Source organism: Cedecea sp. B1(4) (genome assembly GCF_059414925.1).
Window position 1 is genome coordinate 583415 of record NZ_JCAHMZ010000004.1, and the last position, 23698, is coordinate 607112.

The 23698-nt window shown below is 54.9% G+C and carries 20 protein-coding genes; 19 read left to right on the forward strand and 1 reads right to left on the reverse strand.

Annotation, left to right across the window (positions count from 1 at the left end):
* Positions 1 to 103: 103 nt before the first annotated feature.
* On the reverse strand, positions 104 to 1687 hold the full coding sequence (locus tag ACR6JA_RS12290; protein WP_213712523.1) for a TerC family protein: 1584 nt from the start codon (positions 1685 to 1687) through the stop codon (positions 104 to 106).
* A gap of 726 nt (positions 1688 to 2413) precedes the next feature.
* Here ACR6JA_RS12290 and ACR6JA_RS12295 point away from each other — a divergent pair.
* From ACR6JA_RS12295 to wcaL, 19 genes are all read left to right on the forward strand, one after another.
* On the forward strand, positions 2414 to 3553 hold the full coding sequence (locus tag ACR6JA_RS12295) for a polysaccharide export protein (RefSeq protein ID WP_166862848.1): 1140 nt from the start codon (positions 2414 to 2416) through the stop codon (positions 3551 to 3553).
* 6 nt (positions 3554 to 3559) lie between these two features.
* Positions 3560 to 4003 (forward strand): low molecular weight protein-tyrosine-phosphatase Wzb, encoded by a 444-nt coding sequence (wzb, locus tag ACR6JA_RS12300; protein WP_213712521.1) that lies wholly within the window; start codon positions 3560 to 3562, stop codon positions 4001 to 4003.
* 2 nt (positions 4004 to 4005) lie between these two features.
* Complete coding sequence (gene wzc, locus ACR6JA_RS12305; RefSeq protein ID WP_494492856.1) at positions 4006 to 6174, forward strand: tyrosine-protein kinase Wzc; 2169 nt, start codon at positions 4006 to 4008, stop codon at positions 6172 to 6174.
* A 10-nt stretch (positions 6175 to 6184) separates the two neighbouring features.
* Positions 6185 to 7033: a colanic acid biosynthesis glycosyltransferase WcaA gene (gene wcaA / locus ACR6JA_RS12310; RefSeq protein ID WP_494492857.1), complete on the forward strand. Its 849-nt coding sequence runs from the start codon at positions 6185 to 6187 to the stop codon at positions 7031 to 7033.
* Positions 7034 to 7035: 2 nt separating this feature from the next.
* Complete coding sequence (gene wcaB / locus ACR6JA_RS12315) at positions 7036 to 7521, forward strand: colanic acid biosynthesis acetyltransferase WcaB (RefSeq protein WP_213712517.1); 486 nt, start codon at positions 7036 to 7038, stop codon at positions 7519 to 7521.
* Entirely contained in the window at positions 7518 to 8735 is a 1218-nt protein-coding gene (wcaC, locus tag ACR6JA_RS12320) for a colanic acid biosynthesis glycosyltransferase WcaC (RefSeq protein ID WP_213712515.1), read from the forward strand. The genes wcaB and wcaC overlap by 4 nt, the downstream gene beginning before the upstream one ends.
* Positions 8710 to 9942: a colanic acid polymerase WcaD gene (wcaD, locus tag ACR6JA_RS12325; protein ID WP_008455083.1), complete on the forward strand. Its 1233-nt coding sequence runs from the start codon at positions 8710 to 8712 to the stop codon at positions 9940 to 9942. The genes wcaC and wcaD overlap by 26 nt, the downstream gene beginning before the upstream one ends.
* Positions 9942 to 10694: a colanic acid biosynthesis glycosyltransferase WcaE gene (gene wcaE / locus ACR6JA_RS12330; RefSeq protein WP_494492858.1), complete on the forward strand. Its 753-nt coding sequence runs from the start codon at positions 9942 to 9944 to the stop codon at positions 10692 to 10694. The genes wcaD and wcaE overlap by 1 nt, the downstream gene beginning before the upstream one ends.
* 17 nt (positions 10695 to 10711) lie before the next feature.
* Positions 10712 to 11251: a colanic acid biosynthesis acetyltransferase WcaF gene (gene wcaF / locus ACR6JA_RS12335; RefSeq protein ID WP_213712511.1), complete on the forward strand. Its 540-nt coding sequence runs from the start codon at positions 10712 to 10714 to the stop codon at positions 11249 to 11251.
* Between the two features lie 102 nt (positions 11252 to 11353).
* Complete coding sequence (gene gmd / locus ACR6JA_RS12340) at positions 11354 to 12475, forward strand: GDP-mannose 4,6-dehydratase (RefSeq protein ID WP_008455078.1); 1122 nt, start codon at positions 11354 to 11356, stop codon at positions 12473 to 12475.
* Between the two features lie 2 nt (positions 12476 to 12477).
* Positions 12478 to 13443 carry a GDP-L-fucose synthase gene (fcl, locus tag ACR6JA_RS12345; protein WP_494492859.1) on the forward strand — a complete coding sequence of 322 codons (966 nt, stop codon included), beginning with the start codon at positions 12478 to 12480 and terminating at the stop codon, positions 13441 to 13443.
* Positions 13444 to 13445: 2 nt separating this feature from the next.
* On the forward strand, positions 13446 to 13925 hold the full coding sequence (locus ACR6JA_RS12350) for a GDP-mannose mannosyl hydrolase (protein ID WP_213712509.1): 480 nt from the start codon (positions 13446 to 13448) through the stop codon (positions 13923 to 13925).
* Positions 13922 to 15142 (forward strand): colanic acid biosynthesis fucosyltransferase WcaI, encoded by a 1221-nt coding sequence (wcaI, locus tag ACR6JA_RS12355; protein ID WP_494492860.1) that lies wholly within the window; start codon positions 13922 to 13924, stop codon positions 15140 to 15142. Before ACR6JA_RS12350 ends, wcaI begins: the two co-directional genes overlap by 4 nt.
* Before the next feature lie 3 nt (positions 15143 to 15145).
* Positions 15146 to 16588 (forward strand): mannose-1-phosphate guanyltransferase, encoded by a 1443-nt coding sequence (gene cpsB / locus ACR6JA_RS12360; protein WP_213712507.1) that lies wholly within the window; start codon positions 15146 to 15148, stop codon positions 16586 to 16588.
* Between the two features lie 74 nt (positions 16589 to 16662).
* Positions 16663 to 18033 carry a phosphomannomutase CpsG gene (gene cpsG / locus ACR6JA_RS12365; protein ID WP_494492861.1) on the forward strand — a complete coding sequence of 457 codons (1371 nt, stop codon included), beginning with the start codon at positions 16663 to 16665 and terminating at the stop codon, positions 18031 to 18033.
* Between the two features lie 211 nt (positions 18034 to 18244).
* Positions 18245 to 19639, forward strand: coding sequence for an undecaprenyl-phosphate glucose phosphotransferase (wcaJ, locus tag ACR6JA_RS12370; RefSeq protein ID WP_494492862.1), 1395 nt, complete (start codon positions 18245 to 18247; stop codon positions 19637 to 19639).
* A 12-nt stretch (positions 19640 to 19651) separates the two neighbouring features.
* Positions 19652 to 21130, forward strand: a complete 1479-nt coding sequence (locus ACR6JA_RS12375) for an MOP flippase family protein (RefSeq protein ID WP_494492863.1) — start codon at positions 19652 to 19654, stop codon at positions 21128 to 21130.
* 56 nt (positions 21131 to 21186) lie between these two features.
* A complete protein-coding gene (wcaK, locus tag ACR6JA_RS12380) occupies positions 21187 to 22467 on the forward strand; it encodes a colanic acid biosynthesis pyruvyl transferase WcaK (protein WP_494492864.1) in 1281 nt (426 codons plus the stop codon).
* Positions 22464 to 23684: a colanic acid biosynthesis glycosyltransferase WcaL gene (gene wcaL / locus ACR6JA_RS12385; RefSeq protein ID WP_494492865.1), complete on the forward strand. Its 1221-nt coding sequence runs from the start codon at positions 22464 to 22466 to the stop codon at positions 23682 to 23684. Before wcaK ends, wcaL begins: the two co-directional genes overlap by 4 nt.
* Positions 23685 to 23698 lie beyond the last annotated feature (14 nt).

The following is a 23698-nucleotide window of genomic DNA, read 5'->3' on the forward strand; positions in this document are numbered from 1 at the left end:
CAGGAAAATCAATTCCTTGATTTTCGGCTAATAATCACAAAGAGGGAAAAACCACGCTTTTTCCCTCTTTGTCAGCAACTCAAACCGGCGAAATCCGGTTTTTTTATACCTCATAATCCAGCAGATTATCGTCTTGTTCGAGTGGGATGATTTGCACTTTGTTGACCCTGTGATTCACCACCTCCAGCGTTTTGAGCAAATAATTCCCCACTTCAACGCTCTCGCCTTCGGCTGGAATATGCTGCAAATGCTCCATCAGCAACCCGGCAATGGTGTGGTATTCCCGTTTCTCATCCAGGGGAAGGGCGATGTACTGTACCAAGTCGTCCAGCGGCATATGGCCGTTAGCCGTCCAGCTGCCGTCCTGATTTTTCTGGATATCGTGACGGGCATCTATCTCTTCCACTTCGTTCGGCAGATTACCGGCGATGGTTTCCATCACGTCGCTCAGGGTGACAATGCCTTCCACCGAGCCAAACTCATCGACGACAAAAGCAAAATGGGTGCGCGCGTTACGGAACTGTTCTAACGCCTGCAGCAGCGGCAATGCCTCCGGGAAAACCAGCGGCTGACGAATCAACGGCGCAATATTCAGCGCTTCGCCGTGCAGCGACTGCTGCAATAAATCGATAACGTGCACCACGCCGAGGATGTCATCGTCACTGTCCGTGACCACGATGCGCGTGTGCTGGTTTTTATTTAGAAGTTTGCGAACCTCGGCTTCCGGGGCGGTAATGTCCAGATGCTCGACGTCGTGGCGGGAGGTCATGATACTGCTGACGCTGCGCTGGTTCAGGTGCAGCACGCGCTCGATCATCCGCGTTTCCTGCGGGTTAAAAACATCGCTGTTAATGCCGCTGTCGGCAATCAGTGAGGCGGTCTGGGCATCCAGTTCCGCTTCTTCTTTCTTGCCGTTCAACAGCCGCAGCACGGCTTCGGCGGTGCGCTCCCGCAGCGACTGATTTGCGGAAAGAAAACGTCGGCGGTTAAAAATCGCCAGCTGATTGAGTGATTCAATCATCACCGAGAATCCGATGGCGGCATAGAGATAGCCTTTCGGGATTTGATAGCCAAAGCCGTCGGCCACCAGACTAAAGCCAATCATCAGCAGGAAACTCAGGCACAAAATCACGATGGTCGGGTGGCTGTTCACAAACCGAGTCAGCGACTTGCTGGCCAGCACCATCAGCCCGATGGCGATGATAACCGCGACCATCATGACCGCCAGGTGGTCGACCATTCCAACGGCGGTGACCACCGAATCAAGGGAAAACACGGCGTCAAGAATGACGATTTGCGCCACAACGGGCCAGAATTTTGCCCCCCGTTTTTGCGTGTGATGCTCGCTGTCTTTGCCCTCCAGCCGCTCATTCAGCTCCATCGTGGCCTTAAACAACAGGAACATACCGCCCAACAGCATGATCAGATCCCTGGCGCTGAAGCTAAGGTCGTGAAGGGTGAATAGCGGTCGGGTAAGCGTCACCAGCCACGAAATGGAGGCCAGCAGCAGCAGGCGCATAACCATCGCCAGCAATAAGCCCGTGACGCGGGCGCGATCGCGAAGTTTAGGAGGCAGCTTTTCGGCGAGGATGGCAATAAAAACGAGGTTATCAATGCCCAGAACCAGTTCTAAAACGACCAGGGTAACTAACCCGGCCCAGACTGAGGGGTCGGCAATCCATTCCATACGGGGTTTATAGCCTTTAACTTACGGGCAAATGCCACACGGAAATGATGGGTAATTGTCGGACAAAAAGCAATGTTTGTCTGAGAATAATCCGTAATGACTTATAGAATTTCCAGCATTAAATGAATATCCAGTAAGTTATTGCGGATAATATTTAAAGAAGTATTTGAGTTATATATTTTATATATGAATGCATCACCATGAGATAGTTCTGCATATTTCCCCAGACATTGTCTTATTATTTTTATTGTCAATATAAAGAAAATCCTAAAATGTTATTATTGCGTGGTTCATATTATTCTTAAAAGTCCGCCTCCAGCCTTTTGTCTCCTTGCCTGCTGAGTTTTAAGCTGCAACAATCTTTGGCGATGATTAGCAATGAATGTGTGATTACTCGTTTAGTAATAGTTTTTCCCAGCATTGTCATAAGACCTGATTCATTTTTTTTAATATTTTTCGGATATTAGAGAATCTCAGGGTATTAGGATTATTTACCTTTTTCAGTGGGTTGGTGACTGTGAGCCAGGGGCGGTAGCGTGCCCGGATGCGGCCAGATAACAGCAAGTGATGGCGTCATCAGAATGTCGGGGAATAAGCTTATTTTAGGAATAATGCCAGTTTTCTCATTCTCTGAATATGTTCAATTCTGCACTTCGTTCTCACGGTTAATTGCTTGCCTGTTTTATTCGCTCAGGATAATTACTCTGCCATAGTGATAAATATTCAATGATAAAATACAAACTGAAGTTGATGCCATTATTGGTGTCAGTCACCCTGATGAGCGGCTGCACGATATTTCCTGGCAGCAATATGTCTACGTCGGGAAAAGACGTCATCAAACAACAGGATGCTGATTTCGACCTTGACCGAATGGTCAACGTTTATCCTTTAACGCCGCGACTGGTAGAGCAACTAAGGCCTCGTCCAGTGGTTGCCCAGCCGAATGCCGGGCTGGATAAAGATATTGCCAATTACCAGTATCGCGTCGGGCCGGGGGATGTATTAAACGTCACGGTCTGGGATCACCCGGAACTCACCACGCCTGCGGGGCAATATCGCAGCTCAAGCGACACCGGTAACTGGGTACAGCCCGATGGCACCATGTTCTATCCGTATGTGGGCAAAATCAGCGTGACCGGCAAAACGCTGGCAGAAATTCGCAGCGATATTACCAGCCGTCTCGCGCAGTACATTGCCCAGCCGCAGGTGGACGTTAATATCGCTGCCTTCCGCTCGCAAAAAGCCTATATCTCCGGGCAGGTAAATAAATCCGGCCAGCAGCCCATCACTAACGTACCGCTGACTATCCTCGACGCGATCAATGCCGCAGGCGGTTTAACCGAAGTAGCCGACTGGCGTAACGTCGTTCTGACCCATAACGGGCAGGAAAAACGCATTTCTCTGCAGGCGCTGATGCAAAACGGCGACCTCAGCCAAAACCATTTGCTCTACCCCGGCGACATTCTGTTTGTGCCGCGTAATGACGATCTGAAAGTGTTCGTGATGGGGGAAGTGAAGAAGCAAACCACCCTCAAAATGGACTTCAGCGGCATGACGCTTACCGAGGCGCTTGGCCAGGCCGAAGGTATCGATCTCACCTCGTCCAACGCCAGCGGCATCTTCGTGATCCGTCCGCTCAAAGGCCAGACGCAGCAAAACGGCAAGATTGCCAACATTTATCAGCTCGATATGTCCGATGCGACTTCGCTGGTGATGGGCACCGAGTTCCAGCTCCAGCCGTATGACGTGGTGTACGTGACCACGGCACCGGTTTCTCGCTGGAATCGCCTGATCAACCAGCTCCTGCCAACCATCAGCGGCGTGCGTTACATGACCGATACCGCCAAAGATATTCACACCTGGTAACGCGCTATGTTCAACAAAATACTTGTGGTTTGCGTGGGGAACATCTGCCGTTCCCCCACGGCTGAACGGCTGCTCAAACGTTACCACCCGGAGCTTAGCGTCAGCTCAGCTGGGCTGGGGGCGCTGGTAGGCAAGGGCGCGGATGCCGGTGCCGTCGACGTCGCTGGGCGGCATAACCTTTCGCTCGAAGGGCATTTGGCCCGCCAGGTTTCGGGGCGTCTATGCCGGGAGCACGATCTGATTCTGGCGATGGAAAAACGCCACATCACCACGCTGTGCGAAATGGCACCCGAAATGCGCGGCAAAGTGATGCTGTTTGGCCACTGGGATGCCGGCAGAGAAATTCCTGACCCCTATCGTAAAAGCCGCGACGCCTTCGAAGCGGTCTACAGCATGCTCGACCTTTCTGCCCAAAAGTGGGCTAACGCACTCAACGCTCATCAGGGATAACAATGACAGAGAAAGTACGCCGTTCGAGCGCCCCGACCGAGGGCAATGACGAAATTGATATTGGCCGTTTGTTTGGCACCGTGCTGGAGGCTCGCTGGTGGGTTATCGGCATTACGGGGCTGTTTGCCGTGCTGGCAGCAGTTTATGCCCTGTTTGCCACGCCGGTCTACAAGGCCGACGCGCTGGTGCAAATCGAACAAAATGCCGGTAATACGCTGGTGAACGACATCAGCTCCGCGCTCAGCAATAAGCCACCGGCGTCTGCCGCAGAAATTCAGCTGATCCAGTCCCGCATGGTACTGGGGAAAACCGTTGATGACCTGAATCTGGACATCTCGGTGACTAAGAACACCTTCTGGCTGTTAGGCGCTGGTTGGGACCGCCTGCAGGGGCACCAGAACGACACGGTGAATGTCACCACGTTTACGCTGCCGGCAGCGATGAACAAAGACACCTTTACCGTGGAAGTGCTGAACGATAAGCAGTATCAGCTGACCAGCGACAATGGCTTTAGCGCCAAAGGGGAAGTGGGCAAGCTGCTGAGTAAATCGGGCGTCACGATGCAGGTGGATGGCATCCAGGCGCAGCCTGGTGACAATTTCACGGTGGTGAAATATTCCACGCTGGGGATGATCAACCAACTGCTGGGCAATCTGACGGTGACTGAAAACGGCAAAGATACCGGCGTGCTTAGTTTGTCCTACACCGGGGAAGATAAAGATCAGATCCGCACCATTCTGGACAGTATCACCCGCAACTACCTGGCGCAGAACGTGCAGCGTAAATCTGAAGAGGCCGCCAAAAGCCTGAAGTTCCTGGCCGAGCAGTTGCCTGAAGTGCGTCGCAATCTGGATGCCGCAGAGAACAAACTGAATGCCTATCGTCAGCGCCAGGATTCGGTGGATCTTTCTCTGGAGGCGAAATCGCTACTGGATTCCGTGGTCAACATCGACGCTCAGCTGAATCAGCTGACCTTCAAAGAAGCTGAAATCTCCAAGCTGTATACCAAAGCCCACCCGTCCTACCGCACGTTGCTGGAGCAGCGCCGAACGCTGGAAGATCAGAAAGCTCGCCTGACCAACAGCATCGCCGCGATGCCCAAAACCCAGCAGGAAATTGTGCGCCTGACCCGCGATGTGGAGTCCGGGCAGCAGGTTTATATGCAGCTGTTGAACAAGCAGCAAGAGCTGAAAATCACCGAAGCCAGTACGGTGGGTGACGTGCGTATCGTCGACCCGGCGATTACGCAGCCTGGCATGGTTAAACCTCAGCGCGTGCTGGTGGTGCTGGGCAGCATCATTCTGGGCCTGATTGTGTCTGTGATCGGGGTGCTGCTGCGCTCGCTGTTTAACGGCGGCATTGAAAGCCCGACCGTGCTGGAAGAGGCGGGGCTCAGCGTGTATGCGAGCATTCCGCTCTCCGAATGGCAGAAAACCCGCGACCAGGCCAACCTGCGCAACGTCAAAGGCACTAAGCGCTTCAAACAGAGCCAGTTGCTGGCGGTGGGTAACCCGACCGACCTGGCCATTGAAGCCATTCGCAGCCTGCGCACCAGCCTGCATTTCGCCATGATGCAGGCCCCCAACAACGTCCTGATGCTCACCGGCGTTAGTCCGTCTATCGGTAAAACCTTTGTGTGCGCCAACCTCGCGGCGGTGATTAGCCAGACCAACAAGCGCGTGCTGCTGATGGACTGCGACATGCGCAAAGGCTATACCCACGAACTGCTGGGGACCACCAACGTTAACGGGCTGTCCGATGTGCTGTCAGGGCAGGGGGACATTACCCGCTGCGCGCAGAAAACCTCAGTGCCGAACTTTGATCTTATCCCACGCGGGCAGGTCCCGGCTAACCCGTCCGAACTGTTGATGAACGAGCGCTTCTCTCAGTTGATGAAGTGGGCCAGTGAAAATTATGACCTGGTGCTGATAGATACCCCGCCGATTCTGGCCGTCACCGATGCGGCAATTGTGGGGCGCCATGCAGGCACCACGCTGATGGTGGCTCGCTACGCGGTGAACACGCTGAAAGAAGTGGAAACCAGCCTGAGCCGCTTTGAGCAGAACGGGATTGCCGTGCGCGGCGTGATCCTTAACTCGATTTTCCGCCGGGCCACGGGCTACCAGGATTACGGGTATTACGAATACGAATATAAGTCGGATGCTAAATAAGGTGATAGCCATGAACAGCAGCGCAACTCGCCCGCTTATCTCTATATATATGCCGACGTGGAACCGCCAGCAGTTGGCTATTCGCGCCATCAACTCGGTGCTGCGGCAGGATTATGACCACTGGGAAATGATCATCGTCGATGACTGCTCCGCCAGCTTCCAGCAGCTGCAGCAGTTTGTTGCAGACCTCGGCGATCCCCGGGTGCGTTACATTCACAACGACGTGAACAGCGGTGCCTGCGCGGTACGTAACCAGGCCATTGGGCTGGCGCAAGGGCGTTTTATCACCGGCATTGATGATGATGACGAATGGACGCCGAACCGGCTGTCGGTGTTTCTGTCCCACCAGCATCAGTTGGTCACCCACGCGTTTTTATATGCCAACGACTATTTGTGTGAAGGGCAGGTCTACTCGCAGCCGACCAGCCTGCCGCTGTACCCGAAGTCGCCGTATTCCCTGAAGCTTTTCTACAAGCGCAATATCATAGGCAATCAGGTCTTTACCTACGCCGAACGCTTTAAAAGCAGCCTGTTTGATACCGAGCTGAAGGCGGCGCAGGATTACGACATCTTCCTGCGCATGGTGGTGGCGTTCGGCCAGCCGTGGAAGGTGGAAGAGGCGACCCAAATTCTGCACGTTAATCACGGCGAAATGCAGATAACCAAATCCCCCAGGAAATTTGCCGGTTATTTCCACTTTTACCGCAAACACAAAGCCAAGTTCGACCGGGCCAGCAAGAAATATCAGCTGTATACGCTCTACCAAATCCGCAATAAGCGCATGTCGTGGCGCACCCTGTTAGCTCTGCTGACGGTGCGCAACGGCAAGCGCCTGGCCGACAGTCTGCGGGGGAGGTAAGCGTGCTGGAGGATATTCGTGCCAATAGCTGGAGCCTGCGCCCGTGCTGCATGGTGCTGGCCTATCGCGTAGCCCACTTTTGCTCGGTGTGGCGCAAGAAAAACGTCATCAACAACCTATGGGCCGCGCCCGTGCTGCTGGCCTATCGATTCATTACTGAATGCCTGTTTGGCTATGAAATTCAGGCGGGAGCCACCATTGGCCGTCGGTTCACTATTCATCACGGCTACGCGGTGGTTATCAATAAGTTCGTCGTCGTCGGGGATGATTTCACCATCCGCCACGGCGTCACCATTGGTAACCGGGGGAGCAGTCTCGCCTGCCCGGTGATAGGCAACGGCGTTGAACTGGGCGCTAACGCGATCGTCGTGGGCGATATCACCCTTGGTAATAATGTGACTGTAGGCGCGGGCAGCGTGGTGCTGGACAGCGTGCCGGACAATGCGCTGGTGGTCGGCGAAAAAGCTCGGGTGAAGGTGATCCAATGAACATCATGCAATTTAATGTCCGCCTGGCCGAAGGTGGTGCGGCGGGCGTGGCGCTCGATCTGCACCAGCGTGCACGTTTGGCCGGGCTGTCTTCACGTTTTATCTATGGCTATGGCAAAGGCGGTAAGAAAAGCGCCAGCCACGACATTTATCCCGACGTTGAGAAACACACGCCTCGCCTGGTGTCGGTTGCCAATATCGCGCTGTTCCGTTTTCTGAACCGCGATCCATTCGGCAATCTGAATAAGCTTTACCGTCGGGTCACTCGCAGCCCACAGCCGGTTGTGCTGCACTTCCATGTGGTGCACAGCTATTGGCTGAACCTGGACGAAATGGTGTCGTTTTGCCAGCGGGTGAAGGCGCACAAGCCGGATGTTACCTTCGTCTGGACGCTGCACGATCACTGGAGCATTACCGGGCGCTGCGCTTTTCTGGACGGCTGTGAAGGCTGGAAAACCGGCTGTGTTAAATGCCCGACGCTGAACAACTATCCACCGGTCAAAGTGGATAAGGCGCACCAGCAGGTGGCGGGCAAGCGCCAGCTGTTTCGCGAGATGCTGGCGCTGGGCTGCAAGTTTATCTCCCCCAGCCAGCACGTCGCAGAGGCTTTTAATCAGCTTTATGGTGCCGGGCGCTGCAGCATCATTAATAACGGTATTGACGTCGCCACCGAGGCGATTCTGGCGGAGCTGCCTGAATGCGGCGTCGCGACGGTGAAACCCCGCGTGGCTATTGTGGCCCACGACCTGCGCTATGACGGCAAAACCAACCAGAAACTGGTACAGGCAATGATGGCGCTGGGCGACAAAATCGAGCTGCATACCTTTGGCAAATTCTCGCCGTTTGAAGGCGCTAACGTGGTGAACCACGGCTATATGACCGACAAGCGCGCGCTGATGAGCGAGCTGAACACGATGGACAGCCTGGTGTTCAGTTCTCGCGTGGATAACTATCCGCTGATCCTGTGCGAGGCGCTGTCTATCGGCGTGCCGGTGGTGGCGACGAGCAGCGAGGCCGCGGATGAAGTTCTGCGTAAAGTGGGGGGCAAAACCTTCACCCCGGAACATGTTCTGGCGCTGGTGCAGCTTAAAAAAACGCAGCTGGCAGAGCAGGTTTTCGCGACTGATTTAGCGACCTTCCGTGCAGCCAGCCGCACGGCCTATAGCGGCAAGCAGATGCTGGAGGAATATGTCTCGTTCTATCAGGGTCTGTAGCTATCTGCTGCTGCCGTTCATCTATCTGGTGGTGAACATTAAGCTCGCCTCTCTGGGGGAGAGCTTCCCGATAACCATCGTGACCTTCCTGCCGGCGATTTTGTTTCTGTATATCGAGCGCATCAACCTTAAAAAACTGATGATTGCGTTGGGTGTGGGGGCGGGATTGACGGCGTTTAACTACATTTTTGGCCAGTCGCTCGATCCGGCCAAGTACGTCACCTCGATGATGCTGTTTGTCTATATTGTGCTGATATTGGGCATGACATGGAGCTGCCGATTCAAAACTATTTCTCAGCGCAATCACCGCAAGATATTACGGTTTTTCTATGCCGTGGTGGGCATTATTGTGGCGCTGGCGGCGGCGGAAATGGCTCAGATTATTCTGACCGGCGGCAGTAGCCTGATTGAGAAAATTTCAAAGTTTCTCATCTACAGCAACAGTTACGTGCTCAACTTTATTAGCTTTGGTGGGCGGCGTACTACGGCGCTCTATTTCGAGCCCGCTTTCTTCGCCCTGGCATTAATCTCAATTTGGCTCAGCATCAAACAGTTTGGTATCAAAACGCCGAAAACTGATGTTATGATTCTTTTAGGGATAATCCTGTCAGGATCTTTCTCTGGGGTAATGACGTTTATTTTGTTTTATCTGCTGGAGTGGGCGTTTCAATACCTTAATAAAAGCGCCATTAAAAAGAAGTTGCCATTAGCAATTATTTCACTGGCTGTTTTTTTAATCGGTTTGGTATTCGCTTTCCCTTATATCGCAACCCGTGTTGGTGATTTGGGAACAGAAGGATCGTCATCGTATTACCGTATTATTGGTCCATTAGCGATGGTTGGCTACTCTCTGGCAAATGTTGATGGCGTAGTACGGTTTGGTTCTCTCTATGAATATGTAGCATCATTCGGAATATTTAACGGTGCGGATGTAGGGAAAACCGTGGACAATGGACTGTATCTGCTGATTATTTATTTCTCATGGTTTGCAGTATTAATGACCGCTGGCTATATGTGGCGAGTCATGAAAATGATGCGCAATGCCTTTGGAAATAATGAGAATTATCGTGTTCAGCTTTGGTTGTTTATGCCTGTATCTTTGTTCTTTACCGGTTCTATTTTTAGCCCGGAATATGCATTTTTAATTGTTTGCCCATTTATTTTGCGTAAAGCAATTAAGCATTCGCTGCCAGGAGGTGCGCAATAATGTTATTAAGTGTTATTACAGTGGCATGGCGTAACCATGCCGGGGTCGTGAAGACCTGGCAATCGCTGGCGCACCTGGCACAGGCCAAAGGCATCAAGTTCGAATGGATTGTGGTGGATGGCAACTCTCCAGACGGCACGGCTGAGTTTCTGGCAGGCCTGCAGGGCCAGTACAACCTGCGTTTTGTCAGTGAGAAAGACAGCGGCATTTACGACGCGATGAACAAAGGCATCGCCATGGCGCAGGGGCGCTATGCGCTCTTTCTGAACTCCGGCGATGCTTTCCACCCTGAGATTGCCGAGGTGATTTATCAGCTGGCAGCCTCAGGCGAGCGCGATGACGCGATGGTGATTGGTGACGCGCTGCTGGACTTCGGCGATGGCAATAAAATTCGCCGCAGCGCCAAGCGGGGCTGGTATATATACCACAGCCTGCCGGCCAGCCATCAGGCTATCTTTTTCCCGCTCTCTGGACTGCGTAAATATCCCTACGATCTGCAATATAAAGTCTCATCCGATTACGCGCTGGCGGCAAAAATGTATAAAAACGGCTATGCCTTTAAGCGTATCAAAGGGCTGGTGTCTGAATTTTCAATGGGCGGCGTGTCTACCTCTAACAATATTGAATTGTGCCGTGATGCGAGAAATGTTCAGCGAAAAATATTACGCGTGCCGGGCTTCATTGCCGAACTCTCTTTCCGACTCAGGTTAAAAACAACCGGCAAAGCAAAAGCGCTTTATAACAAAACTTAAAGCTTACAGGAAATATTATGCAGGATTTAAGCGGCTTCAGTGTACCGAGGGGATTTCGCGGCGCGAGCGGCATTAAAGTGCAGTTGTGGTGGGCGGTTCAGGCCACTTTATTTGCCTGGTCTCCGCAAGTTTTATATCCGTGGCGTGCCTTTTTATTACGTATTTTTGGGGCGAGGGTAGGCAAGAAGGTTGTTATTCGCCCCTCGGTGAAAATTACCTACCCATGGAAGTTAACGCTCGGAGATTATGCCTGGGTTGGCGATGATGCCGTGCTCTATACCCTCGGTGAAATTAGTATCGGTGCTAATTCAGTGGTGTCGCAAAAATGTTATTTGTGCACCGGCAGTCACGATTATATGAGTCAGCATTTCGATATTACCCAGTCGCCGATTGTTATCGGCGAAAAATGCTGGCTGGCAACAGATGTATTTGTTTCCCCGGGCGTCACGATAGGTGATGGCTGTGTCGTGGGAGCCCGGAGCAGCGTTTATAAATCATTACCGGCGAATGCCGTTTGCCGGGGAAACCCGGCAGTAAAAATACGCGACCGCGCGTAATTCTTTCACCCTTGCTCTGTTTGTGACTGTTTATCTCCTCTGCGGAGAGACAGGGAGTGAGGGGTAAGGGCCAATAAAAATGTTCACAGAGGATAAATTATCATGACTAAAGTAGCTCTCATTACGGGTGTCACCGGACAAGACGGCTCTTACCTGGCGGAATTCCTGCTGGAAAAAGGCTATGAAGTTCACGGTATCAAGCGTCGCGCCTCTTCTTTCAACACCGAACGCGTGGACCACATTTATCAGGATCCGCACGCGGGTAACCCAAAATTCCATCTGCACTATGGCGACCTGACCGACACCTCCAACCTGACCCGTATTCTGTCCGAAGTGCAGCCGGATGAAGTCTACAACCTGGGCGCGATGAGCCATGTCGCGGTTTCTTTTGAGTCACCGGAATACACCGCGGACGTGGATGCGATGGGCACCCTGCGCCTGCTGGAAGCCATTCGTTTCCTCGGCCTCGAAAAGAAAACTCGCTTCTACCAGGCATCCACTTCAGAGCTTTACGGCCTGGTGCAGGAGATCCCACAGAAAGAAACCACGCCTTTCTACCCGCGTTCCCCGTACGCAGTCGCCAAGCTTTACGCCTACTGGATCACCGTCAACTACCGTGAATCCTACGGCATGTATGCCTGTAACGGCATTCTGTTCAACCACGAATCTCCGCGTCGCGGCGAAACCTTCGTCACTCGCAAAATTACCCGCGCGATTGCCAACATCGCTCAGGGCCTGGAGAAGTGCCTGTACCTCGGCAACATGGATTCCCTGCGCGACTGGGGCCACGCCAAAGACTACGTGAAAATGCAGTGGATGATGCTGCAGCAGGAAAAACCGGAAGACTTCGTGATCGCCACCGGCGTGCAGTACTCCGTGCGTCAGTTCGTAGAAATGGCGGCGGCTCAGCTCGGCATCAAACTGCGCTTTGAGGGTCAGGGCGTGGAAGAGAAAGGCATTGTGGTTTCCGTCACGGGTCACGACGCACCGGGCGTGAAGCCAGGCGACGTTATCGTCTCCGTTGATCCTCGTTACTTCCGTCCTGCGGAAGTAGAAACCCTGCTGGGCGACCCAACCAAAGCGCACGAAACGCTGGGCTGGAAGCCGGAAATTACCCTGCAGGAGATGGTCGGTGAAATGGTAGCCAAAGATCTGGAAGCGGCGAAGAAACACTCCCTGCTGAAGTCCCATGGTTATGAGGTCGCCATCGCGCTGGAGTCCTGAGCATGAATAAGAAACGTATCTTTGTTGCCGGTCACCGTGGGATGGTCGGCTCGGCCATTGTCCGCCAGCTCGGGCAGCGCGATGACGTTGAGCTGGTGCTGCGCGGGCGGGATGAGCTGAATCTGCTGGACGCTGAGGACGTTAATGCCTTCTTCGCCAGCGAGAAAATCGACCAGGTTTACCTGGCGGCGGCAAAAGTGGGCGGCATCGTCGCCAATAACACGTTCCCGGCAGAGTTCATCTACGAGAACATGATGATCGAAAGCAACATTATTCATGCCGCGCACACGCACGGCGTGAACAAACTGTTGTTCCTTGGCTCATCCTGTATTTACCCGAAGATGGCGAAGCAGCCGATGGCCGAAAGCGAGCTGCTGCAGGGCACGCTTGAAGCCACGAACGAGCCGTATGCGATTGCCAAGATTGCCGGTATCAAGCTGTGCGAGTCCTACAACCGCCAGTACGGGCGGGATTACCGCTCGGTGATGCCGACCAATCTGTACGGGCCGAACGACAACTTCCACCCGAGCAACTCCCACGTCATTCCGGCCCTGCTGCGCCGCTTCCATGAAGCCACCCAAGAGAATGCCCCGGACGTGGTGGTATGGGGCAGCGGCACGCCAATGCGTGAGTTCTTGCACGTGGACGACATGGCTGCGGCCAGTATTCACGTGATGGAGCTGGATCAGGAAGTGTGGCAGGAGAATACCGATCCGATGCTGTCGCACATTAACGTCGGCACCGGCGTGGACTGCACCATTCGTGAACTGGCGCAGACGCTGGCCAAAGTGACCGGCTACCGGGGGCGCGTGGTGTTTGACGCCACCAAACCTGACGGCACGCCGCGCAAGCTGCTGGATGTATCCCGCCTGCATCGCCTCGGCTGGTATCACGAGATTTCCCTGGAGGCGGGCCTCGCCAGCACTTACCAGTGGTTCCTCGAAAATCAGCAACGGTTCCGGGGGTAAGCATGTTTTTGAGCGCGGAAGATTTTGCCACCGTAGTGAGCGCCACGCCGCTGATCTCCATCGACCTTATCATCGAAAACCAGGCGGGCGAATTCCTGCTGGGTTTACGGACCAATCGCCCTGCGAAGGGCTTTTGGTTTGTGCCGGGGGGAAGGGTGCTGAAGAACGAAACGCTGGCGAATGCTTTTATTCGTCTTACCGAGGCTGAGCTGGGCAAATCGTTCACTCTGCTGGACGGGGAGTTTTACGGCGTCTGGCAGCATTTCTACGGTGATAACTTCTCCGGGAAGGATTTCTCGACCCATTACGTGGTGCTGGGTTTCCGCCTGCGGGTGGACGACAAACGGCTGAACCTGCCTGCTGAGCAGCACAAAGCCTACTGCTGGCTGACGCCGGAAGCGCTGCTCAAGCGCGAAGACGTGCACGACAACAGCCGCGCTTACTTCATCACTCAGGGCAAAGGGAAGGTTCCGGGCTTATGAAAATTCTGGTCTACGGCATTAACTATTCCCCGGAGCTGACCGGCATCGGCAAGTACACCGGTGAAATGGTGGAGTGGATGACCAGCCGGGGCCATGAGGTGCGGGTGATCACCGCGCCGCCTTATTATCCGGTCTGGCGCGTGCACCCGGACTACTCGGCGTGGAAATACAAAAAAGAGCAGGGGAAAGCGACCGTCTGGCGCTGCCCGCTGTATGTGCCGAAGCAGCCTTCGACGCTGAAACGCCTGATTCACCTGGGCAGCTTTGCGCTGAGTTCATTTTTCCCGCTTCTGGCGCAACGCAGCTGGAAGCCAGACCGGGTCATTGGCGTGGTGCCGACGCTGTTTTGCGTGCCGGGGATGCGTCTGCTGGCAAAACTGAGCGGGGCGCGCACGCTGCTGCACATTCAGGACTACGAGGTGGACGCAATGCTCGGCCTCGGTATGGCCGGAAAGACACCGGGAAAAATTGCTCGCCTGGCCCAGCGCTTTGAAAAAAGCGGACTGCACAACGTTGATAACGTCTCCACCATTTCTCGCTCGATGATGAACAAGGCTACCGAGAAAGGCGTCGACCCACAGCGGGTGATTTTTTTCCCTAACTGGTCGGAAGTGGCGCGTTTCCGTGATGTTGATCCGGCGCAAATCCAGGCCGTGCGCCAGGCGCTCAACCTGCCGGAAGATAAAAAAATCATTCTGTACTCCGGCAACATCGGCGAAAAACAGGGACTGGAAACGGTGATTGAAGTGGCGAGCCGCTTCTCTGAGAGCCCGTATCTGTTCGTGATTGTGGGCCAGGGCGGCGGTAAAGAGAGGCTCGAAAAACTGGTGCACGTTCACGGGCTGAGTAACGTGGTGTTCCACCCGCTTCAGTCTTACGACGCGCTGCCCGCGCTGCTCTGCCTGGCCGATTGTCATCTGGTTATCCAGCGCCGGGGAGCGGCAGACGCCGTCCTGCCGTCAAAACTCACCAATATCCTGGCCGTCGGCGGCAATGCGGTGATTACCGCCGAGCCTGAAACAGAGCTGGGCCAGCTTTGCGAAGCGCATCCGGGCATTGCGGTTTGCGTGATGCCTGAATCCGCCGATGCGCTGGCGGCGGGCATTGAACGCTGTCTGCAGTTGCCACAACACAACACGACGGCACGTGAATATGCCGAACGCACGCTCGAAAAAGAGAACGTGTTAAGCCAATTTATTGCTGACATTCGGGGATAAATGATGAGTCAGTCACAACTCTATCCGGTGATCATGGCGGGCGGAAACGGGAGCCGTCTCTGGCCGCTGTCCCGCGTGCTGTACCCCAAGCAGTTCCTCTGCCTGAAAGGGGATCTGACCATGCTGCAAACCACCATCAATCGCCTGAACGGGGTAGAGTGCGAAAGCCCGGTGGTGATTTGCAATGAGGAACACCGCTTTATTGTCGCCGAGCAGCTGCGCCAGCTAAGTAAACTGACCGAAAATATCGTGCTGGAACCGGCCGGGCGCAACACCGCGCCAGCCATTGCGCTGGCCGCCCTGGCCGCGCTGCGTAACCAGCCGCAGAAGGACCCGCTTATGCTGATCCTCGCTGCCGATCACGTCATCCAGAATGAAGAAGCTTTCCGCGAGGCGGTGCGCTGTGCGATGCCTTATGCGGAAGCAGGCAAGCTGGTGACCTTCGGGATCGTCCCCGACCTGCCGGAAACGGGCTACGGCTATATTCGCCGTGGCGCAGTGGCGACGCCGGAAAACGGCGCCGATGCCGTGGCGTTCAGCGTCGCGCAGTTTGTCGAAAAACCCGATCTCTCCACCGCCCAGGCCTATGTCGCCTGCGGCGAATACTACTGGAACAGCGGCATGTTCCTGTTCCGCGCGGGCCGCTATCTGGAAGAGCTGGCGAAGTTCCGCCCCGATATTCTGGCCGCCTGCGAAAAAGCCATGGCGGGCGTTGACCCGGATCTGGATTTCGTTCGCGTGGATGAGCAGGCGTTCCTGGCCTGCCCGGATGAGTCTATCGACTATGCGGTAATGGAAAAAACCGCCGATGCGGTGGTGGTGCCGATGGACGCCGGCTGGAGCGATGTAGGCTCGTGGTCCTCGCTGTGGGAAATCAGCGCCAAGAGCCCGGAAGGGAACGTACATCACGGCGATGTCATCAGTCACGAAACCGAAAACAGCTACATCTATGCCGAATCCGGCCTGGTCACTACCGTGGGGGTGAAAGACCTGGTCGTGGTGCAAACCAAAGATGCGGTGCTGATTGCCGACCGTGACCACGTACAGAACGTGAAGAAAGTGGTGGAGCGCATCAAAGGTGATGGCCGCCACGAGCACCATAACCACCGGGAAGTTTACCGCCCGTGGGGGAAATACGACTCCATCGACGCCGGGGAGCGTTACCAGGTAAAGCGTATCACCGTTAAGCCTGGCGAAGGGCTCTCGCTGCAAATGCACCACCACCGCGCCGAACACTGGATTGTGGTGGCGGGCACCGCCAAAGTCACGCTGGGGGATGAGATTAAGCTGCTGGGTGAAAACGAGTCTATCTACATTCCGCTCGGCATGACCCACTGCCTGGAAAATCCCGGCAAAATTCCCCTCGACCTGATTGAGGTTCGCTCCGGTACCTATCTGGAAGAAGACGACATCGTCCGCTTCCAGGATCGCTACGGACGTATTTAATCCCTGACTAAAAAACAAGCTCCACGGGCCAAGAACCCGTGGGTTGGGTAACTGTTGCCCGAAGGAGCGAAATCATGCAGCAACTGACCTGTTTTAAAGCCTACGACATCCGCGGTCGCCTGGGCGACGAGCTAAATGAAGACATCGCCTGGCGCATTGGCCGCGCCTACGGCGAGTACCTGAAGCCGAAAACCATCGTCCTCGGGGGCGACGTACGTTTGACCAGCGAATCGCTGAAACAGGCGCTGGCGCGTGGCCTGCAGGATGCGGGCGTGGACGTGCTGGATATCGGCCTGTCCGGTACCGAAGAGATTTACTTTGCCACCTGGCACCTGGACGTGGACGGCGGCATCGAAGTGACCGCCAGCCACAACCCGATGGACTACAACGGCATGAAGCTGGTGCGCCAGGGGGCTCGCCCTATCAGCGGTGACACCGGCCTGCGTGACGTACAGCGCCTGGCGGAAGCCAACGACTTCCCGCCGGTGGATGAGGCGGCGCGCGGCAGCTATCAGAAAGTGTCGGTGGTAGACGCTTATCTCGACCATCTTTTCTCCTACATCAACGTCAGCCACATCAAGCCGCTGAAGCTGGTGGTGAACTCCGGTAACGGCGCGGCTGGCCCGATTGTGGACGCCATCGAAGCCCGCTTTAAGGCACTTAATGTCCCGCTGACGTTTGTGAAGGTGCACAACACGCCGGACGGCAATTTCCCGAACGGGATCCCTAACCCGCTGTTGCCGGAGTGCCGCGCCGATACCCGCGACGCGGTGATTGCGCACGGGGCAGATATGGGCATCGCCTTCGACGGGGATTTTGACCGCTGCTTCCTGTTCGACGAGAAAGGGCAGTTTATCGAGGGGTACTACATCGTGGGCCTTCTGGCGGCGGCGTTCCTCGAAAAACAGCCCGGAGCAAAAATCATTCACGATCCGCGCCTGTCCTGGAACACGGTCGATATCGTCGAACGTGCGGGCGGCCAGCCGGTGATGTCGAAAACCGGGCATGCGTTTATCAAGGAGCGTATGCGTGAAGAGGATGCCATTTACGGCGGGGAGATGAGTGCCCATCACTATTTCCGCGATTTTGCCTATTGCGACAGCGGGATGATCCCCTGGCTGCTGGTGACCGAATTGCTGTGCCTGAAGGGCAAAACGCTGGGCGAACTGGTCGGGGATCGCATGGCGGCGTGGCCAGCAAGTGGTGAAATCAACAGCAAGCTGGCAACCCCGGCAGAGGCGATTGAACGTGTTCGCGCGCATTTCGGCCCGCACGCGGCAGAGATTGACCACACGGACGGCATCAGCATGGCGTTTGGCGACTGGCGATTCAACCTGCGCAGCTCTAACACTGAGCCGGTGGTGCGCCTGAACGTGGAGTCTCGCGGAAACGAGGCGCTGATGCAGGCGCGAACGCAGGAAATTATGGCTCTGCTGAACCAATAATCTGGCGCATTCAGCGGTTTTGGTCCCTTACCCCAACCCTCTCTCCAAAGGGGGGAGGGGGAAGTCCGGTAACGCCTTTCCCCAAAAGTGAAAAGGAAAGCTCAGACCGTTTCCTTTCGATAGCGGAGATCCGGACAGTTTCTCTCCCTTTCAGGGAGAGGACCAGGGTGAGGGTTAAAACACCAATGCGACAACTTTCAAAGGTAAAACGATGACAAATCTAAAAAAGCGCGAGCTGCCAAAAACCAACGCATCGTTGATCTCTATGGTGCAACGTTTTTCTGACATCAGCATCATGTTTGCCGGGCTATGGATGGTTTGCAAGGCTAACGCTTTGCCTTTTCTCTATATGCATTTGCTGATGGCTTTGTTAACCCTCGTTGTGTTCCAGATGATCGGTGGGATGACGGATTTTTACCGTTCATGGCGCGGGGTGAAAATTTCCAGCGAGCTATTCCTGTTGCTGCAAAACTGGACGCTGAGCGTGGTTTTCAGCGCCGGGCTGCTGGCGTTTAACAGCGATTTTGATGGCTCTTTTTGGGTTTATCTGGCCTGGTATACCTTGACCGGTGTGGGGATGGTTATCTGCCGGTCGTGGATCCGTTTTGCTGCAGGCTGGCTGCGTAACAAAGGTTTTAATACGCGACGCGTTGCCATTGCGGGCTCTTTGCCGGTCGGACAGGTGCTGGCGCAGAGCTTCAAGAATGAACCGTGGCTCGGCTTCAACGTGCTTGGAGTGTATGACGATGAGCCGCCTGCAGGCGCCCTGGTTAGCTATATTGGCAACTTCAATACGCTGGTGGCGGACGCCCGCAGCGGCCAAATTGATAAAGTCTATATCGCGATGGAAATGAGCCACGAGTCGCGCATTAAAAAGCTGGTGAGCGAGCTGGCGGATACCACCTGTTCGGTACTCCTGATCCCCGATGTTTTCACTTTCAATATCCTTAATGCGCGCACCGAAGAGGTCAACGGCGTGCCGGTTGTGCCGCTGTTTGAAACGCCTTTGAGTGGCTTTAACAGCGTACTCAAACGGCTGGAAGATATCGTGCTCTCCTCTTTTATTCTGCTGCTGATTTCCCCGGTTCTGCTTTGCATTAGCCTCGCGGTGAAGCTGACTTCCCCCGGGCCGGTGATTTTCCGCCAGACGCGCTACGGCATGGACGGCAAGCCAATCAAAGTGTGGAAATTCCGCTCTATGAAGGTGATGGAAAACGACGCGGTGGTTGTACAGGCCACGAAAGGGGATTCGCGCATCACGCCGGTAGGCAGCTTTCTGCGCCGCACCTCCCTCGACGAACTGCCGCAGTTTATCAACGTGCTGCTGGGCGGTATGTCCATCGTCGGCCCTCGTCCCCATGCCGTGGCCCATAACGAGCAATATCGCGCGTTAATAGAAGGCTACATGCTGCGCCACAAGGTCAAACCGGGCATTACCGGCTGGGCGCAAATTAACGGCTGGCGCGGGGAAACGGACACGCTCGACAAGATGGAAAAGCGCGTGGAGTTCGACCTGGAATACATTCGCGAGTGGAGCCTGTGGTTCGACATCAAGATTGTCTTCCTGACCGTTTTCAAAGGCTTTGTTCACAAAGCGGCATACTGACCGGAATCCAAAATGAGCCTGAGAGAAAAAACCATCAGCGGGGCGAAGTGGTCCGCGATTGCAACGGTGATCATTATTGGTTTAGGGCTGGCGCAGATGACGATTCTGGCCAGAACTATTGATAACCACCAGTTTGGCCTGCTGACGGTGTCGCTGGTGATCATCGCCCTGGCCGATACGCTGTCTGATTTTGGTATCGCCAACTCGATAATTCAGCGCAAAGAGATAAGCCAGCTGGAGTTGACCACGCTCTACTGGCTGAATGTCGGGCTGGGCGTGCTGGTGTGCATCGCGGTGTTTTTACTGAGTGATGTGATTGCCGGCGTGCTGCATAACCCGGACCTGTCGCCGCTGATTAAAACGCTGGCCTTTGCTTTTATTGTCATCCCTCACGGGCAGCAGTTTCGCGCCCTGATGCAAAAGGAGCTGGAGTTTTCAAAAATCGGCTCGATTGAGACGGTGTCCGTGCTGGTGGGGTTCAGCGTCACCGTGACGGCGGCGATGTACTACCCGTTCGCCATCACGGCAATCATCGGTTACCTGGTGAATACCGTCGTTCGTACCTCACTGTTTGGCTTCTTTGGCCGCAAGATTTACCGCCCTGGCTTCCACTTCTCCCTGAAATCGGTGAATTCCAACCTGAAGTTTGGCGCCTGGCTGACTGCCGACAGCGTGATCAACTACGTCAATACCAACCTTTCCACGCTGGTACTGGCGCGTATTCTCGGGGCTGGGGTCGCCGGCGGCTATAATCTGGCTTATAACGTGGCCGTCGTGCCTCCGATGAAGCTGAACCCGATCATCACCCGCGTGCTGTTTCCAGCGTTTGCCAAAATTCAGGACGACACGGCGAAGCTCCGGGTTAATTTTTACAAGCTGCTGTCGATTGTGGGCATCATTAATTTTCCGGCGCTGCTGGGGCTGATGGTGGTCTCCAATAACTTCGTCCCGCTGGTGTTTGGCGAAAAGTGGCAGTTCATCACGCCCATCCTGCAGCTGTTGTGCGTTGTTGGCCTGCTGCGTTCCATCGGGAATCCCATCGGTTCGCTGCTGATGGCCAAAGCGCGCGTGGACATCAGCTTCAAATTCAACGTGTTTAAAACCTGCCTGTTTATTCCAGCGATTATTGTCGGCGGCCAGCTCGGCGGCGCGCTCGGCGTGACGCTCGGTTTCCTGCTGGTTCAGGTTGTGAACACCGTGCTCAGCTATTTCATCATGATTAAACCCGTGCTGGGCTCCAGCTATCGGGACTACATCCTCAGTATCTGGCTGCCTTTTTATCTCTCACTCCCAACGCTGATTGTCAGCGCCGGGCTAGGCATCGCGCTGACCGGGCATTTGCCTCTGGCGATGTTGCTGGCGGCACAGGTCGTCGCGGGAGCGGCGGCGTTTATCGTGATGATTATTTTGTCCCGCAATGCGCTGGTCGTTGAACTGAAGCGGCAGTTTTGCCGCAGCGAACGCCTGAAAGCGCTGCTCCGCGCTGGCTAAGAACAATAAAGAGGGGAAACCACATTTTCCCCTTTGTCATAAAGTTAGAGGTCGATATGAAATTACTTATTCTTGGCAACCATACTTGCGGCAACCGCGGTGATAGCGCCATTTTGCGCGGGTTGATTGACGCCATCACGACGCTTGATGACAGCATTCATGTGGATGTGATGAGCCGCTACCCGGTCAGTTCTGCCTGGCTGCTGGGGCGCCCGGTGCTGGGTGACGGGCTTTACAAGCAGATGAAGCGGTATAACAACGCCGCTGGGCTGGTCGGGCGGGTCAAAAAAGTCCTGCGCCGTAAATATCAGCACCATGTGCTGGTGGCGAAAGCAAGCAACACCGGGCGGCTGCGTAACATCGCCATCCCACAGGGGTTTATTGATTTTGTGAAATCGCTGCAGGAATACGACGCGATTATTCAGGTGGGCGGCTCTTTCTTTGTCGATCTTTATGGCGTCACGCAGTTTGAGCACGCGCTGTGCAGCTTTATGGCCCGCAAGCCGGTTTATATGGTTGGCCACAGCGTGGGCCCGTTCCAGGAGCCGCAGTTTAACCAACTGGCGAACTACGTCTTTGGGCACGCTAAATCCCTGATTCTGCGCGAAACCGTAAGTCTGGCGTTGATGAAGCAAAGTCAAATCGACACCAGCAAGGTGGAACAGGGCGTCGATACGGCGTGGCTGGTGGCGCAGCATGAAGAGGATTTTGTGCCGGGTTATGCGGTTAAGCACTGGCTGGGCGTGGTCGAAAGAAAGAAAACCGTGGCGATTACGCTCCGCGAACTGGCGCCGTTTGATAAACGCCTCGGCACCACCCAGGAAGCCTACGAGAAGGCCTTTGCCGAAGTGGTAAATCGCACGATTGAACAGGGCTATCAGGTCCTGGCGCTTTCCACCTGCACCGGCATCGACAGCTATAACAAAGACGACCGCATGGTGGCGCTCAATATCCGGCAGTACATCAACCAGCCCGATGACTACCACGTCGTGATGGACGAGCTGAACGACCTGGAAATGGGCAAAATTTTTGCAGCCTGCGAGCTCACGGTGGGCACGCGTCTCCACTCGGCCATTATTTCGATGAACTTCGGCACGCCGGCTATCGCCATCAACTACGAGCACAAATCTGCGGGCATCATGCAGCAACTGGGGATGCCAGAAATGGCTATTGATATTCGCCAGTTGCTGGACGGCTCTTTGCAGGGCGTAGTGGCGGATGTTTTTGGGCAATTGCCCGCGATTAACCAACGTCTTACGGCGGCAGTGAGCGCTGAGCGTGCTAACGGCATGAACATGGTGCGCTCGGTGCTTGAGCGAGTTAAGGAGGATAAATGAAGGTCGGTTTCTTCCTGCTGAAGTTTCCCCTGGCGTCGGAAACTTTTGTGCTGAATCAGATAACCGCTTTTATCGACATGGGCCACGAGGTTGAGATTGTTGCCCTGCAAAAGGGCGACATGACCAATACCCACGCGGCGTTTAAAAGCTATGGGCTTTCGGAAAAAACCGTCTGGCTGCTCGATGAACCAGAAGGTAAAGTCGCGAAGCTTAAAAACCGGGCGTGGAATACGCTGCGGGGGGCTTTGCGAGGCAGCACATGGCGAGCGCTTAACCGCACGCGCTATGGCGATGAAGCCCGCAATATGATCCTGTCCTCGATTTGTGGCCGGCAGAAACAGCCGCTTGAGGCCGACGTTTTTATTGCTCACTTTGGCCCGGCGGGCGTTACGGCCGCCAAGCTGAAGGAGCTTGGCGTGCTCAACGGCAAAATTGCCACCGTGTTTCACGGGATTGATATCTCGCACCGGGATGCGCTGGCTCACTATACGCCGGAATACAGGCAGCTGTTTGAGCGCGGGGACTTAATGCTACCCATCAGCAATCTCTGGGCCAGCCGCCTGAAGAACATGGGCTGCCCGGAGAGCAAAATTGCGGTCTCAAGGATGGGCGTGGATATGGACAAGTTTTCTTTAAGACCCATGAAAACGCCGGGGGCGACGCTGGAGATTATCTCGGTGGCGCGGCTGACGGAAAAAAAAGGGTTACATTTTGCCATTGAAGCCTGCCGCCTGCTGAAGGCGCGCGGCGTGGCATTTCGCTACAACATTTTAGGCATTGGCCCCTGGGAGCGTCGTCTGAAGACGCTGATTGAGCAATTGCAGCTGGAGGACGTGGTCTTTATGCCCGGTTTTAAGCCGAGCCATGAAGTGAAGGCGATGCTGGACCAGGCCGACCTGTTCTTGCTTCCTTCGGTGACCGGCGAGGACGGGGATATGGAAGGCATCCCCGTGGCGCTGATGGAGGCGATGGCCGTTGGCATTCCGGTCGTGTCTACCGTTCATAGCGGTATTCCTGAGCTTATCGACGCCGATGAATCGGGCTGGCTGGTGCCGGAAAAGGATGCTTTTGCGCTTGCCGATAAGCTACAGGTTGCGGCTTCTGTGCCAGAAAGTGACCTGCAGTTAATTCTGGCTCGGGCAAGAGAGAAAGTCGCCGGCCAGTTCAATCAGCAGGTTATCTACCAGCAGCTTGCCCGTCAGCTTCAGACGCTATAAATCACCGAATCTTA